The organism is Candidatus Omnitrophota bacterium, assembly GCA_003598025.1.
Classification (GTDB): Bacteria; Omnitrophota; Gorgyraeia; order Gygaellales; family Profunditerraquicolaceae; genus Profunditerraquicola.
In genome coordinates this window covers 254,559-269,000 of record QZKH01000006.1, presented here as the reverse complement: position 1 = coordinate 269,000, position 14,442 = coordinate 254,559, and the positions used below count along the sequence as shown (strand labels likewise).

The window sequence follows — 14,442 nt, the reverse complement described above, 5'->3', positions numbered from 1 at the left end:
GAAATTAAGAATGTTCTGGCCTTAATAAGGGAAACAGGATGACGTCTCTTATAGACGGCTGGTTAGTCAATAGCATAACTAACCTGTCTATGCCTATACCTAAGCCTCCGGCAGGAGGCATACCATGTTCAAGGGCCAAAACGAAATCCTGGTCAACTTGCTTGGTGTTATCCATTGTCTTTAATTCTTCCTCAAAACGCTGCCTTTGCTCTATGGGGTCGTTCAACTCCGAATAGGCATTACCGACTTCCATGCCGGAAATAAACAGCTCAAACCTTTCCGATAAAAGAGGATTATCCTGCCTGGTTTTTGCCAGCGGGCATAAATATGTAAAATAATCCGTTACAAAAGTGGGATTTGCGCCCATCTCCTGCTCAAGCACATCTTCTATTATCTTAGCTATCTGGGAACGGCTAAGTTTTGTTGCCTCCCTGGCAAAACCACTATCGTGCAATTTCTTTAACATTAACTCAGACGCATCTTCGGGGTTAATATCAAATTTTCTTTTGACCATCTCTGCAAAAGAACATCTCTTCCATGGCCTTGCTAAATCTATTTCTTTTCCCTGATAATCAAATTTCGTTTTGCCTATAACTGATTCCGCGGCATTTGTAATCAGCTCTTCCGTCAAATCCATCATTGCCTTATAGTCTGCATAAGCAGAATATACCTCAAGCATAGTAAATTCCGGATTGTGTTTTATGGAAACACCCTCATTACGGAAATTACGGTTCATCTCATACACTTTATCAATACCGGCAACAAGAAGCCTTTTAAGATATAATTCCGGAGCTATCCTGAGGTATAAATCAGTGCTATATTCGTTATGAAAAGTCTTAAACGGCCTGCCCGCGGCCCCTCCTGCGATATTTTGCATCATAGGGGTCTCAACCTCAATAAAGCCTTTATCATCCAGGAATTTCCTTATGGAGGTGACAATTTTTGAGCGCTTAAGAAATACCTCTCTGACTTCATCGTTTGAAATTATATCAAGGTACCGCTGTCGGTATCTTAACTCGACATCTTTTAACCCGTGCCATTTCTCGGGTAGCGGGCGAAGCGCCTTTGACAAGACTACGAAATTTTCAAGTTTAATTGTAACCTCCGAGGTATGCGTTTTAAAAAGCTGGCCCTCGGCGTTTATTATATCTGCGATATCCAGGTTCTCCAATAAGGCAAATTTTTCATCTCCGATTATATCCTTTTTAGCATAAAGCTGGATCCTCGCGCTTGAATCCCTTAAGTCAAAGAATATAACTTTACCATGCAGCCTTTTGGCGAATATTCTGCCGCACACACTCACTTTAAGCCCTTCCTGGAAACCGTTTACAACTGCCGCTATTTCTGTCCGGGAAACAGGAGCAGAACCCCTAAAAGGGTCCACGCCTTTTTCTTTTAAGGCTTTAAGCTTATCTTTCCTTTGTTCTATAATCTCGTTTATTTCCATAGAGTTATAATTATAGATTATAAATTAAAAGTTGTCAATTAGAATGGGGCTGCCTGCCTATTTGGTTCATAGTGCATGCCTGTCTGCTCTACCTGTCGGTAGATAGGCGGTAGGCAGGGTTCATAGTTCATGGTTCATAGAAAAAAGGACCAGATATGAAGGTCATTCTGGCCCTGGTTAAACAGCCTTAACTCTTAATTCTACAGCTTGTTATGCTTTGTAACTGGATAATTGCTTTATCCTTTTAAGCATATTAGGATGAGTGCTTAAAGCTTCCATGAACCTATCGCTGAGATTAAGCTTCAGGTTCTTGTTTTTAAGCTGCTCAAGTTCAAAAGAATCTATTGAGCCGTCTTTATCCAGGTCTAATTGCTTCAATTCACGGATCTCCCTGATTGCCCGAGACGGATCATTAACAAAAAATGCTTTTAAGCCCTCAGATTCCTTAAGAGAATCTTTATCAATACGGGCGGAACCATATACAAGTTTATATAAACTCGAAGCTAATACAGCAGGTCTGTTCCCAAGCATTATTGAACCACGGTCGGCAAAATACTCCCTTATCCTGGAAGCATAGAGAACCAAAAGATTAGTAATAAAATAGAAAAGAAAAGCAAGCATACCCAATAAAACAGTGTTCCCGCCCCTATCATCCCTGCGCCTGCCATAAAACAAAAATTGCCAGGCGATCCTATACATTACAATAGGTATTACAGACAACAGGGTGATAGTTAAAACATCTTTATTTTTTAAATGAGATATTTCGTGGCCAAGGACCGCTCTTAGCTCATCCTTATCAAGCAATTTTATTATACCATCGGTAACGCATATCCTGCCGTCTTTAAGCGACCTGCCGAAAGCAAAGGCATTTGGTATATTTATCCTGGCTATCCCCACCTTAGGCATCGGTATATTAGCCTGGCGGCTCAAGCTTTCTACCATACTGAATAGTTCGGGATACTGCTTTCTATCAACATATTCTACTTTCATGGACCATTCCACCAACTTTGGGCCCATAAAATATTGTATTATCATAAAAAATACTGAGATGAATAAATAAAAGTAAAAATTACTTATCCCGGCATAGTAACCGATTACGGTTACCGCAGCGTAAACTATCGCGAACAATAATGATATAAGCATCCACATCCTTAACTTTAAGAAAAACATTGCGCCTTGCCTCCTTTTAGGCTACTTTACAATTTCAGCCTCAACGATAAAACGTATAACCGGAACTTCTATATTATCTGTGGCAACATAAACAAACTGCCTGGTTTTGCCAAAATATCCTTTTGTGTTAAAAGATACTTCAATATCGGTGCTCTCTTTAGGCTTAAGGGCTTTCTTCTTCACCTTTGAAACAGTACAACCGCAAGAAGTCGTAACGTCTTTAATTATCAGGTCCTGCCCTGAATCATTTGATAAAATAAAAATGTGCTTTAATACGACCCCCTGCTTTACTCTTCCAAAATCCCAATGCATCTGTTCCTCGTTACCTAGATCAGTAATAACCGTACTTTTAGCATATAATAAGCCATTACTAAAAAAAAGTACAAATACAAGTAAAAAGCTTATACAAAGGTGATTTAACTTTATGTTTTTCATATCCCGCGCACCAAAAGTATACCGAAAGTAAAAAGCAAAAAAGCAATAATAATTTTTATAGAAATAAAATACCTGTTTATAAATTTACTGAACGAAACATGCGTTGCTCCGAAGAGGGACAAAATAAATACTGCCACCAAAGGAACAATAAACATGATATTATAAAGCAAGAGGTAGATAAAAGCACGCAGTTTTAGGTCGGTGGTTTTCAGAACAAATGTTATCGTCGGTAAATAGACCTGTCCGGTACATACTGCCTCGAATATTGAGATAATAAATCCTGTTGCCAAAGCTGTAATTATAAGCTTGAATCCCTGGGCCTGTTTATTTCTGAAAGACATGCCGATTACATTTTGTATCCGTCTTTTAACAGTATCCGGCAATTTAAGGCTTACAGAATCAAATTTACCGCTTCTTTTGTAAATATATATATCTCTTATGCTCAGGAATCCGATAACAAAACAAAACAGCCCGATTGAAACATTAAGCACTCTTGTTATAACATAAAAATCATTGATTTTATAAAGAAATCCGAACAGCCCTAATCCAATAAGCACGTAAGTAACAAAAACTGCCAGTATAAATGCCAGGCCTATTGCCGCAAGGTGCCTTTTTCTATACCCCTGTAAAGCTAAAAAAGAGATAAAAAATACTATTACGGTAAAAGCGCATGGGTTTATACCGTCAATAAGGCCTGCGCTCATTATTGCTATGGGGCTAAAAGACATAAAGCGCTGGACTAAATTTACTGGTGTATATGTTTCTATGGGACGCTTTTCTTTATCAATCTTACTTAAGGCGCTATCTAAATACAGCCCTAATTCTTGATCGGCAGCTACAAACTCGCCGTTAAAAAAAATCACGGGCAATGAATTAGTCTCTTTTTCTTTCCCCTTGCCATATTTATCTTTTAGTGACAAAAAAAACTTATAATTATCAATACCGGTGATATCAATAAGGGAAAATTTTATCCTTCCGTCAAATCTCTTTTGAATATCAGGTAATGAGTCCTTCTTGAATTGCAGGCACTTATGGCAACTCGGGGAATGAAAAACAATTAATTCGGGCGAGGGCGCCTTAGCAGCTGATATGTTTCCTGGATAAAGATAGGTTAACAGGAATAAAAAAATAAATAATTTTGCCATGTATTTTGCCGCTGAATAAACCGCAGTAAATATCATTGTTTCTTCTTAAGAAATCTTTCCGTATCATCAAGATAAACTTCTGCCTCAGGATATTGAGGGTCTTTTTTTAATATCTTATCAAGCATATCCCTGGCTTCCTCAAACCTGCCGAGGTTACGGTAGACCATAGCTAAATTAAAGCGGGCATCGAGAAAATCCGGGTCTATTTTTATCGCTTTTTCGAACGCTTCCGTAGCCGCAGCATACCTGCCCAATTGCCAATTACACCACCCTATATTATTATACCCCATTGAAAAATGGGGATCTATATTTACAGATTGCATAAATGCTTCTATCGCCTCATCAAGCCTGTTTTCAAGTATATAGGCATAACCAAGATTATAATATGCTAGATGGCTGAAAGGGTTTATGGAAATCAATTTTTTAAACTCAATAATGGCCTCACCTACTATCTCCAGCTCAATATAAATATACCCGAGATTTACCCTTGCCAGCTCATCATTTGGAGAAAACTTCACTGCTTTTCTTGCAGCATCAAGCGCTCTATCGGGGTCATCAAGCCATAGATAAGCCAAAGCCTTGCCTGAATAAGGAGCTCCCCCTTGTGCATCGGCAGCGATTGCCTGGTCAAACTTATTTATTGCCAGTACGAATCTTTGCTTGTCAGAAAGGGCCCTTCCTTCATTCAGCAGCCTGAAACCATCCCTAACATATTGGGAAGAAATACCAGGGATAACTTTTTTCTCAATGTGCCTGGCTACACCATCATCCCCAATAACGCTTTTGGTGTCCTCAAGATAATCTCTTGCTTTATCATAATCCTTTACATCATAGAGATAGGTATAGCCGACATTTAGCTGCGCTAACTGAGCCAGATCCTGATTAGTGCTTTCTTTGGCCGCCTCCTTATAATAATCTATCGCCTTATCAAACTCACCTTTCTTTCTATAAGTGTCTGCAATCTGATACAGGCTTGAATCTGCAAGCTGTCCGGCCGAAGAGCTATCGCTTAATTTCTTAAACTCTTCGATTGCCGAATCAAGATTCCCCCCTCTTTTCTCAGCCCAGGCAAGATTAAACTGAGCCTTAGCAGCTAACTGCGAATCCGGAGACCGCTGAATAGATTTTTTAAAAGCTTCTTTTGCTTTGTCAAAATCTGATATCTGAACATAAAGGTTGCCTATTTCATAAAATAACTGCTGAGCCTGTTCTCTGTCGCTCACTCTTAAGACTTTATTTTCTAAAGCCCCTATCCTGCCCCTTAACTGAGATTCAGATATCTCATTTGTTTTTCTTGCGAATACCTGGTTTATTTTATCAATGGCTCTTAAAACCGGGCTTCTGGCTTCTTCTTTTTCTTTGATCGCCTCAGATAACGCAAACTTAACATCTTCAACCTGCCCCTGATCTTGTGTTTTTGAAAGCATATCCTTAGCCATCTCTATCCTTGAAAAATTAGCCGCCTCTAAATCAGGTGAGGATATTTCGTTTAACAATGAATAATCCAGTGCGCTTGCCAGACCTTTAGCATCTTCTAAATTATCTAATTTACTGATTTTATCCAGAGAAGTCTTTAAGTTCTCCAGGGAGCGGTCAACCAAATAAACGTTATAGCCCAGGAAAAAAATAACCGCCGCCACCACGATGACTAGCACCTTATAAGTCTTTTTAAGAAATCTTAATATCCCGTTCTTCATACTTTAGTACCTCAGCCTGAATTTAAAATAGACCATATTTTTCAATAGATAGAGCAGGATTGCCAGATTAAGCGCAGAATTTAAAACCAGGACCCAGATCTGCATCGGAGTTAGTAAAGCTGCATTTTCATTTAATCCGGCAGTACGTATCAAAGAAAAACCAAAACCCTCATGCTCAAGGTATTGCAAAAGGTTATTTGCCAAGAAAAAACACTGAAAGAACACGGCGATAAACCATGCCTCAATCCTTAGTTTCTTAAGCACAAAAAAAAGGTATACCGGGATAAGCACAAGTAAAGACTGTGAAAATAATGACAAGGCAGGAGGTACCTTCTTGCCGAGTATATATATATTATTGTGAAAGAAGATCAGCAAGAGTGAATATAAAACAGCATTAAAAATATAAATGCTGCAAATCGTCTTTATACCGAAGGGCACAATTATTTTTTTCATAATATTTATAGTAGTAATTTTAATACTGAAAACCAATGCGGTCAATCAAATTCTCTATTACCTGCCTGTCGGCAGACATGGTTCATAGTTCATGATTCATTGTTCATGAATACTGGCAATTTCTATGAACTATCAACTATGAACCAAGAACTAATAATTGTTTGACTCCCATTTTTACCTATTATATACTAAGGAAAACAAATTAAAGATAATATGCCTGCTATCAAATTAACGCTTCAGAACCGCATAATCACGCTGATGGTCATATCATCAGTGATATTCATCAGTGCTTTTACTGTCATACAACTGAACAGCAAGCTCGATGATCTGACGCGCTACAATTCTTTCCATGCCAACCTTTCGATCAGGATCGTCAAAAACAACCTGGACTCAATAATAGCTCAGCACGATCCTCAGGACCTGCAATCAGAGTTATCTTTCAGCTTGATAAAATTAAAAGAAACCGGGCTTTTTAGCGATGCAATCATCTTTGATAAAAACGGCGTAGTCGTAGGCACAACCAATGATGCAGGCGGTCCATCGGTCCGTTATAAAGATATAGTAAAATGGGGAGAGTTTGGAAAGTCTTTCTCGGAAAATAAATGGTTTATTACTGAGATTGATAAATTTACCAGGACATTAGAGGCCTATCTGTTGATAAAAAACCAGACCCAGCAATATTTGTGCAAATTATCATTCAGCCTGGGAGATATCCAGGAGGCTTTTACAGCTATATTCAGGAGTGTAATATTTTCTGCAATCATAATTATACTGGCAAATATTATTTTAGGATATATTATTTCTAAAATAGTGATTGGCCCGGTGAAAATGCTTGACCAGGTGACAAAAATAATAGCTGAAGGCGACCTATCGGTGCGCGTGAACATACGCACTAACGACGAACTCGAAGACCTTGGGGAAACATTTAATTATATGGCGCAAAAACTGGTTAAAATGAAGGAGATAGCTGAAAACGCAAATCCTCTCACCAAGCTGCCCGGCAACATCGTGATCCAGGATAAAGCAGAAGATTATATAAACACAAATAGAAAATTTGCTTTAATCTACAGTGATCTGGATAATTTTAAGGCATATAACGACAAATATGGCATTGCCCAGGGAGATAAAGCAATTAAATTGACTTCGGATATATTTAAGGAGGCTGTACAAAAACTCGGTAACGCTGATGATTTTGTAGGCCACGAAGGCGGGGATGACTTTATAATCCTTACTACGCCGGATAAGGCAAATATTATTGCGGAATATATAATAAAAGAATTTGATGCCCGCATCAAGAGTTTATTTAATGCCGAAGACCTGGCCAAGGGCCATATCGTATCTCACGCCAGAGACGGCTCCATTAAAGAATTTCCTATCATGACAATATCCCTGGCAGGGGTAACCAACCAGCACAGGCAAATAAACAGCTATGCCGAAGCAACAAATATCGCCGCAGAAGTAAAAAAGAAAGCCAAAAGCATAGATACAAGTGTATTTATTATGGACAAAAGAACCAGCTAAGATTATTGAATTAAAAGAGGCTGGGGCAGGCTTAATTTAAATTTAGTATCAAGAGGTTTTTTATCCGTGTCCTTCTGACCTGGCTTGAATTTTGAAGCTTCTTCCTTATCCTGAGTTACATCAATGCTACCCTGGGCATAAACTCTCCCTACATAGCTACATAACCCTATAGCTACCAATAAGATAAAAAATAATTTATATGCTCTTTTCTGTCTTCTCATTTTACTCTCCTTCAATATAAGTATGCCACAAATGACCTTTAAAGTCAACCTAATTCAATTCCTAAGTCCCGATGCCCAGTTAATACCAATTATTAGGATTTAGGGGCCAGGTGTCAGGAATTGTGATTTACCGAAGATATTGGCTTGCCTTGGCAATGGGCTCCTTGAGCTGTCCCATTTACTTTTAAAACTTATCCAAAAAGAATATATTATAAGGTTGACATCCAGTAAAAATGACTGATTTTCAATATACCAAAGATCGTACCTTAATTTATCCTTTCTTGATACGGACCTGGGAGCTAATACCTGAGCCGCCCCGGTAAGCCCTGGCATAACCTGATGCCTGGTATTAAATTCTTTATCACTATTGTCTGAAATCAAAGAACCGTCAACACCGCACTCTATCGGCCTTAAAGCCCTCGGCCCGACGAAAGACATTTGCCCTTTAGCTATATTGATCAATTGAGGCAATTCATCCATCGCTGTCTTCCGGAGTATCCTGCCTACCTTTGTTACCCTGGGGTCGTTTTCAACCGCCTGAACAGGGCCTGAAGCTTTTTCTGCATTCTTGACCATAGACCTGAACTTTATACCCATAAATATCTTGCCAAACCTACCTACCCTCTCCTGTATATAAAATACCGGCAAGCCGTCCTCAAGCATTATAGCAAGCATAATGATTACCCATAAAGGAAAGCTAAAAAACATCCCTGCTAGCGAAAGAATTAAATCAAAGGTTCTTTTTACCTTATACTCTTTATTCACGGCTTAATTATTTAAAGTTAGTAATTTCTGTTCCAGTCCTCTTACTATCCCTGTCCAGAGGTATTTATCTCTGATCAAAGATAATGCTGATGCGGCTATTTCTGACCTTAATTTATGATCCTGCATAAGCGTAATTACCTTTTCCGAGAAATCTTCAGGATTATCCGCAAGCAATATTTCTCTGCCCTCATTTGCCTGTATCCCTCCCAGGCCGAGCCTGGTAGCAACCACAGGGACCCCTGCTGCCATAGATTGTATTATCTTATTCTGTATACCGACAGCGACTCTCATCGGCGCAACTGATACGCAAGAATCTTTAATGAGAGCATAAATATCTTCTACATTATTATATACCTGCACTGAATTATCAACTCCTGATAATTTTCTTAAAACAAACGGCATATTTGCTCCCGCAATAACAAACCGGGCATCTTTATTATGTTTTTTTATCAATGGGAATATCGCTTTATAGAAATATATGGCTGCATCAACATTATGAAATGTACGCATATTCGCAAAAAATACTATTTTATTGTTATCAAATTTACCTTGCCCTTTGACTAGGGCCTCTTCATCTATGCCGTTTTCTACCAAACTAAGCCTGCTAATCCCTAATTCTTTCTCAAGATATTCTTTATCAACCGAAGAAGATATTAAGTTAAGATCGAAACTTGAAGCAAAAATCGGTTCAAACTTTTTGAGCCTTTTAGACTCGAGAGATTCAATCATATTAAACGGCCATTTTCTGTAACGGCAGGATAAACCATATCTGTAAGAGAGGGCGTCTGACATATCAAGCACCTTAAGGATACCTCTATAGTTTTTTACATATTCCGCCATCCTTACTAAATGGCAAAAGATTAAATCGTAATTACCGATTTTAAGCTCCTGCTCAATAGCCCGCTTCATTCTTCCTGAATAAAAATAACTATTTTCAAGCGGCAAATCTCTTAAAAGACCGCCTGCACATTGCAAATATGAAATATATTTAGGAAGCTTAATCCCTATCATCTTCACATTAGCAAACTGGCTGCCTGAATCACTTACGCTCTTGCTGCCTGTAAAGGCAGCTATGGTTATCTTATATCCCATAGCAGATAAATGTTTAATAAAATGGAATGGCCTTATTTTTTCTCCGCCTATAGGGGGGAAAGGCATGCTGGCTGATAAAAATAAAATATTCTTCATTATAAAAACTTTCTTTTTAAAGCAAGTATGCCCCGATAAAGACTTAATGGGCTGAATATTCTTTTAATGTTCTTCAATATAAACTTGGGTGCAAAATAAAATGATAAGTTTGCCTTCCTTACAAGGCTATCCAGCTCCTTGTGTGTCAGGCCTGGATAATCTATTATTGCCTTAGACTGCACACTTTCCGGCCTGTACTCTTTATTAACAATCCACCGGTTAAGCTTTGCCCTCTCAAAAAATACCGTACCCGGGAAAGGCGTAGCTATAGAAAACATAACAGCATCAACACCTATTTTTCTTGCCCTGGCAATATCATCCAATATAACAGCTTTATCCTGTAAAGGTGAAATGCCCAATATCAGGTTGATCTTTACAAGTATACCGCGACTTTTTAAAATATCAATTGCCTGATAAGCTCTTTCCACATCCAGGTCCTTACAGACATCATTAAGAACATTCTGGTTAAACGATTCTATGCCTAAATCTATATATTTTAAGCCTGCCAGTCTCAATTCTTCAGCGATTTTATCGCTAATATGATCAGCCCTGGCCAGGCACCCCCATTCAATACCCAATTCCCTGATACCCCGGCATATAGACACAGTCCTCTCTTCCTGCCAAAGAAACTGGTCATCTATTATGCTTACCGCCTTATACCCCTGGTCTTTAAGCAGCCTGAATTCCTGTATTACATTTGCTGCCGAACGGACCCTAACCGGGGGTTTAAGATTGGCGTTGAATTTTTTGTGTTCCAGTTCCCTTGCAAAATTAAAAGAATTAGGCACGCAAAAACTACACCTGTAGGAACAATTCCTGGAAGTCTGCATGGCAGTAAACGGCCGCCTATCCAGCTTAGGGTTATAATACAGATTATTGTTCAGGAGGTCCCTGGCTGGGAAAGGCAGAGCATCTAAATCATCTATCAAGGGACGCATAGGATTATTTATAATATTACCCCCATCTAGATAGGATATTCCGTTTAAACCGCCGAACACCTTTTGCCGATTCTCTAGGCGCAAGACTAAATCCCTTAAGGTATAATCACTCTCTCCCCTTACCACAAATGTATTATTATCTGTCAGAAAACTGCCAGTAAAATACGTAGGTGCCGGACCGGTATAAATCAAAGCCACAGACGGTTTTTCTCTTCTAATCAAAGAATGGGCAAATATATCGGATTTAACAGAAAGATTTACGGAATGAAATACATAGGCATCGCTATCATCATTATTAATAAACCGGGTAAACTTCTTTAATTTCCATCCCTCATTGGCCATATCTATGTACCTTACCTTAATACCAGAATCTCTGATTATTGCCGCATTCAGCAAAGAAAATATGTTGGGCATAGGATAAAGGGTATACGTGCACCCAAAAACCCTCTCCACATTCTGTCTTCCCAGAAAATTAGGTAAATCCAAAAAAGTTACTTTCATACTAATCGCGAGTTTAAGGCTTATTAATTATATAGTTACCCAATACAAGCGCATCCATCTTCGTCCTGATAAAGCAATCAAGCGCCTCAGCTGGCGTACAGACTATCGGCTCGTTTTCGTTGAATGAAGTATTAAGCAATACAGGAATAGAGGTTTTCTCATAAAAAGCTTTTATCAATTTCCAAAAATAAGGGTTTTGCTTTTCATTGACGCTTTGTAAGCGCGCAGTTCCGTCAACATGAGTTACTGCCGGTATCAAACCCTTTTTTTCCTCTTTCACATTATAGACCTTTAGCATAAAGGGTTCGGGGTAATCCACATCAAAAAACTCCGGGATTTTCTCTTCCAATATGGCTGGAGCAAATGGCCTGAACCATTCTCTGCGTTTTATCCGTGCATTAAGAATATCTTTTATCTCCTGCCTGCGCGGGTCTGCCAGTATACTTCTGTTTCCCAGCGCACGCGGCCCCCACTCCATTCTGCCCTGGAACCATCCGACCACCTTACCTTCTGCGATCAAAGAAGCTGTAACAGAAAACAGGTCATCCTGATGACGCGTTACCAAGCAGTTTAAGGATTCAAGCTGGTTTGAATATTTCTTTATTTCCTCGGATAACTGGCCATCGCTGAATATTGGGCCCCAATATGCGTTATCCATAATAAAGTTTCTCTCTTCGTTTAATAAATTATTATACACATAATAAGCTGCGCCCAGCGCCCCTCCTGCGTCTGAGGAAGCAGGCTGGATATATACTTCTTTAAAAGGAGTATTTTCAAATATCTTGCCATTAGCCAGGCTGTTTAAAGCGCATCCTCCAGCGAGGCAAAGGCGGGGGTTTTTACTTACTTCGTAAACATAATTTAAAATATGAAAAAAAACATTTTCATAAGCTTTTTGCAGAGAACAGGCAATATCGCAATAAAAAGGAGTTATCTGGCCATCAGGATTACGCGCGCTGCCAAACTCTTCAATCATCTTCTCAGAGTACAATAGTCCAAGTTTAGGCTCCGTATTATCCCAAAGCATAGCCGTTCCGGATTTATAGAAAGAAAAATAATCCAGGTTTAGCTTAAAACTTCCAGACGGTTTAATTAGCAGGATCTTACCGAGTTGATTCATATATTTCGGCTGACCATAGGCAGAGAGCCCCATGATTTTATATTCATCGCCAAACTTATTAAAACCCAGGAATTGAGTTATGGCCGTATAAAATATTCCCAGGGAATGAGGATAATCAATGCTGTAAATTACTTTTATTTTGTTACCCTGGCCGGTTGCTGCCATGCAGCTTGAGAAATCTCCGAATCCGTCCACTGAAACAATAGCGGAGTCGTTAAAAGGCGATACTAAATATGTACTGGCTAAATGTGACCTGTGGTGTTCAATATAATGAAACCTTGCCTTTAACCTCCGCTTTGGAAGCTTAAACTTTGAGCTTAACTCATCCCCGATTTTATTAATCTTTAATAAATTATTGAGCCTTGAATTCAACAGGTGCCAATTTATCCTGTTCTTCAGGACAAACAAAGCCTTATTAACGGCTTTTGCCATCGGGTCCCTGGATACGGCTATATGGTCAATATCCTGCAGGCCTGCCTCCGCACTGTTAAGGCAGTATTTGATAGATTCAAAAGGAAATCCAGCCCAATGCTTAATACGCAGGAACCTCTCTTCCTCTACCGCTGCTATAAGCTTGCCGTCCTTAAGAATACAGGCGGAAGAATCCGGATGATAAGCATTGATACCAAGTATTAACATATTTTACAATCAGTTTTACCCAATACCGAATCAAATTCTTCTATCATCTTTTGGGCAACATTATCGATACTATATCTTGCTGCTACAAACCTTTTAGCATTAGCGCCAACCTCAGCTGCAAATTCTCTATTTTCCAACAGAGACTTAATCCCCTTATAAAGCTCACTTTCTGTAGCAGGGACAACAACTGCTGCCCCATATTTTTGAGCTTCGCTGCTTATGCCGACTTTATCTGTCAATACTACCGGGACACCTAAAGCCATTGCTTCAACCGCGCTCATGCCAAAACTTTCAAACCGGGATGGCAGGACGAATACTTCACTTGAAAGATAAGCTGCCTTCTTGGATTCCTCTTTCAAAAAATCTAAATAAGTTACTTTACCATTCAAATTAAGCTTTGTTACCAACTTCTTTACCGAATTAAAATACTTTCCTTCTGCACTTCCGGCAATAACCAGATGGGCATTGCCCACGTCCCTTAAAACCAACGCAAAGGCTTTTATCAGCATATCAAGGCCCTTAACTTTGTTGATCCGGGCCATAAAAAGTATAGGCCGCTTATTTTTAATGTCCGGTATGAAATTATCGTTATCTAAGGCCTGCTTTATTTCGGCTCCTTTTATATCAATACCGTTAGGAACCACTATGGCTTTATTTCTAAAATTCAATCTATCATGACAACTATCTCTTTCATGTTCGCTTGTATAATGGATTGCGCTGGCGCCATGTATATTATCCTTCATAAGCCAATAATATAGTCTCTTTTTAATAGATTGTATCCTCAATGCCTCAGAATAAAGCATGCCGCGCGGAGAAATAATATACGGCTTCTTTAACCTGCGGCAATAATATGCAGCGATACTCGAAGGATAAGACCATAATGCTATAATATAAACGATATCGAATCCATTTATATTCTTCAATAATTCCTTTTTTAATTCTGGGGAGTACTGCCAGCCCCTGCTGCCGACAAATTCTAAAGCACGCTTGAAATTAAAATACCTTACCTTGACTCCGTCAATAACTGCATCGCTTACATATCCTTTGGGTATGTTGCTTAATCCTACATTAGTCGTGTAAACAGTAATATCTATGCCTTTCTTAACCATCGCGGCATTAAGGCCATGCAGAGAATTTATTGGTCCGCCGAAATTTAGGGCCGGAAAATAATACGGACTTATACACAGTATCTTCATAAAATC

13 protein-coding genes are annotated in these 14,442 nt (G+C 39.1%); 1 reads left to right on the top strand and 12 read right to left on the bottom strand.

All coding sequences use genetic code 11. From position 1 onward, the window contains the following. Positions 1-4: 4 nt before the first annotated feature. The 6 genes from lysS to C4533_06600 form a co-directional block, all read right to left on the bottom strand. Positions 5-1,447, bottom strand: coding sequence for a lysine--tRNA ligase (lysS, locus tag C4533_06625; GenBank protein RJP28143.1), 1,443 nt, complete (start codon positions 1,445-1,447; stop codon positions 5-7). A 210-nt stretch (positions 1,448-1,657) separates the two neighbouring features. Then, positions 1,658-2,617, bottom strand: coding sequence for a peptidase (locus C4533_06620; GenBank protein RJP28142.1), 960 nt, complete (start codon positions 2,615-2,617; stop codon positions 1,658-1,660). 21 nt (positions 2,618-2,638) lie between these two features. Then, on the bottom strand, positions 2,639-3,052 hold the full coding sequence (locus C4533_06615) for a DUF1573 domain-containing protein (protein RJP28141.1): 414 nt from the start codon (positions 3,050-3,052) through the stop codon (positions 2,639-2,641). Next, positions 3,049-4,233 carry a hypothetical protein gene (locus C4533_06610; GenBank protein ID RJP28140.1) on the bottom strand — a complete coding sequence of 395 codons (1,185 nt, stop codon included), beginning with the start codon at positions 4,231-4,233 and terminating at the stop codon, positions 3,049-3,051. Before C4533_06610 ends, C4533_06615 begins: the two co-directional genes overlap by 4 nt. Then, positions 4,230-5,894 (bottom strand): tetratricopeptide repeat protein, encoded by a 1,665-nt coding sequence (locus C4533_06605; protein RJP28139.1) that lies wholly within the window; start codon positions 5,892-5,894, stop codon positions 4,230-4,232. The genes C4533_06610 and C4533_06605 overlap by 4 nt, the downstream gene beginning before the upstream one ends. A gap of 3 nt (positions 5,895-5,897) precedes the next feature. Further along, positions 5,898-6,392, bottom strand: a complete 495-nt coding sequence (locus C4533_06600) for a hypothetical protein (protein ID RJP28138.1) — start codon at positions 6,390-6,392, stop codon at positions 5,898-5,900. Between the two features lie 168 nt (positions 6,393-6,560). Here C4533_06600 and C4533_06595 point away from each other — a divergent pair, with 168 nt between their 5' ends. Then, entirely contained in the window at positions 6,561-7,868 is a 1,308-nt protein-coding gene (locus tag C4533_06595; GenBank protein ID RJP28137.1) for a diguanylate cyclase, read from the top strand. A gap of 2 nt (positions 7,869-7,870) precedes the next feature. Here C4533_06595 and C4533_06590 read toward each other — a convergent pair whose 3' ends face one another. The 6 genes from C4533_06590 to C4533_06565 all read right to left on the bottom strand — a co-directional run bounded on the left by C4533_06590 (position 7,871) and on the right by C4533_06565 (position 14,436). After that, entirely contained in the window at positions 7,871-8,089 is a 219-nt protein-coding gene (locus C4533_06590; GenBank protein ID RJP28136.1) for a hypothetical protein, read from the bottom strand. 99 nt (positions 8,090-8,188) lie between these two features. Then, positions 8,189-8,797 carry a sugar transferase gene (locus C4533_06585; protein ID RJP28135.1) on the bottom strand — a complete coding sequence of 203 codons (609 nt, stop codon included), beginning with the start codon at positions 8,795-8,797 and terminating at the stop codon, positions 8,189-8,191. A 60-nt stretch (positions 8,798-8,857) separates the two neighbouring features. Continuing rightward, entirely contained in the window at positions 8,858-10,042 is a 1,185-nt protein-coding gene (locus tag C4533_06580; protein RJP28134.1) for a glycosyltransferase, read from the bottom strand. Next, positions 10,042-11,481: a radical SAM protein gene (locus tag C4533_06575; GenBank protein RJP28133.1), complete on the bottom strand. Its 1,440-nt coding sequence runs from the start codon at positions 11,479-11,481 to the stop codon at positions 10,042-10,044. The genes C4533_06580 and C4533_06575 overlap by 1 nt, the downstream gene beginning before the upstream one ends. A gap of 13 nt (positions 11,482-11,494) precedes the next feature. After that, a complete protein-coding gene (locus C4533_06570) occupies positions 11,495-13,240 on the bottom strand; it encodes a carbamoyltransferase (protein RJP28132.1) in 1,746 nt (581 codons plus the stop codon). Further along, positions 13,234-14,436 (bottom strand): glycosyltransferase, encoded by a 1,203-nt coding sequence (locus tag C4533_06565; protein ID RJP28131.1) that lies wholly within the window; start codon positions 14,434-14,436, stop codon positions 13,234-13,236. Before C4533_06565 ends, C4533_06570 begins: the two co-directional genes overlap by 7 nt. Positions 14,437-14,442 lie beyond the last annotated feature (6 nt).

What these genes read in the sequence shown, in the direction of transcription:
- C4533_06610 (RJP28140.1), bottom strand. Translation starts at nt 4,233, where the DNA reads ATGATATTTACTGCGGTTTATTCAGCGGCAAAATACATGGCAAAATTA.
- C4533_06605 (RJP28139.1), bottom strand. Translation starts at nt 5,894, where the DNA reads ATGAAGAACGGGATATTAAGATTTCTTAAAAAGACTTATAAGGTGCTA.
- C4533_06565 (RJP28131.1), bottom strand. Translation starts at nt 14,436, where the DNA reads ATGAAGATACTGTGTATAAGTCCGTATTATTTTCCGGCCCTAAATTTC.
- C4533_06620 (RJP28142.1), bottom strand. Translation starts at nt 2,617, where the DNA reads ATGTTTTTCTTAAAGTTAAGGATGTGGATGCTTATATCATTATTGTTC.
- C4533_06615 (RJP28141.1), bottom strand. Translation starts at nt 3,052, where the DNA reads ATGAAAAACATAAAGTTAAATCACCTTTGTATAAGCTTTTTACTTGTA.
- C4533_06570 (RJP28132.1), bottom strand. Translation starts at nt 13,240, where the DNA reads ATGTTAATACTTGGTATCAATGCTTATCATCCGGATTCTTCCGCCTGT.
- lysS (RJP28143.1), bottom strand. Translation starts at nt 1,447, where the DNA reads ATGGAAATAAACGAGATTATAGAACAAAGGAAAGATAAGCTTAAAGCC.
- C4533_06580 (RJP28134.1), bottom strand. Translation starts at nt 10,042, where the DNA reads ATGAAGAATATTTTATTTTTATCAGCCAGCATGCCTTTCCCCCCTATA.
- C4533_06590 (RJP28136.1), bottom strand. Translation starts at nt 8,089, where the DNA reads ATGAGAAGACAGAAAAGAGCATATAAATTATTTTTTATCTTATTGGTA.
- C4533_06595 (RJP28137.1), top strand. Translation starts at nt 6,561, where the DNA reads ATGCCTGCTATCAAATTAACGCTTCAGAACCGCATAATCACGCTGATG.
- C4533_06575 (RJP28133.1), bottom strand. Translation starts at nt 11,481, where the DNA reads ATGAAAGTAACTTTTTTGGATTTACCTAATTTTCTGGGAAGACAGAAT.
- C4533_06585 (RJP28135.1), bottom strand. Translation starts at nt 8,797, where the DNA reads ATGTTTTTTAGCTTTCCTTTATGGGTAATCATTATGCTTGCTATAATG.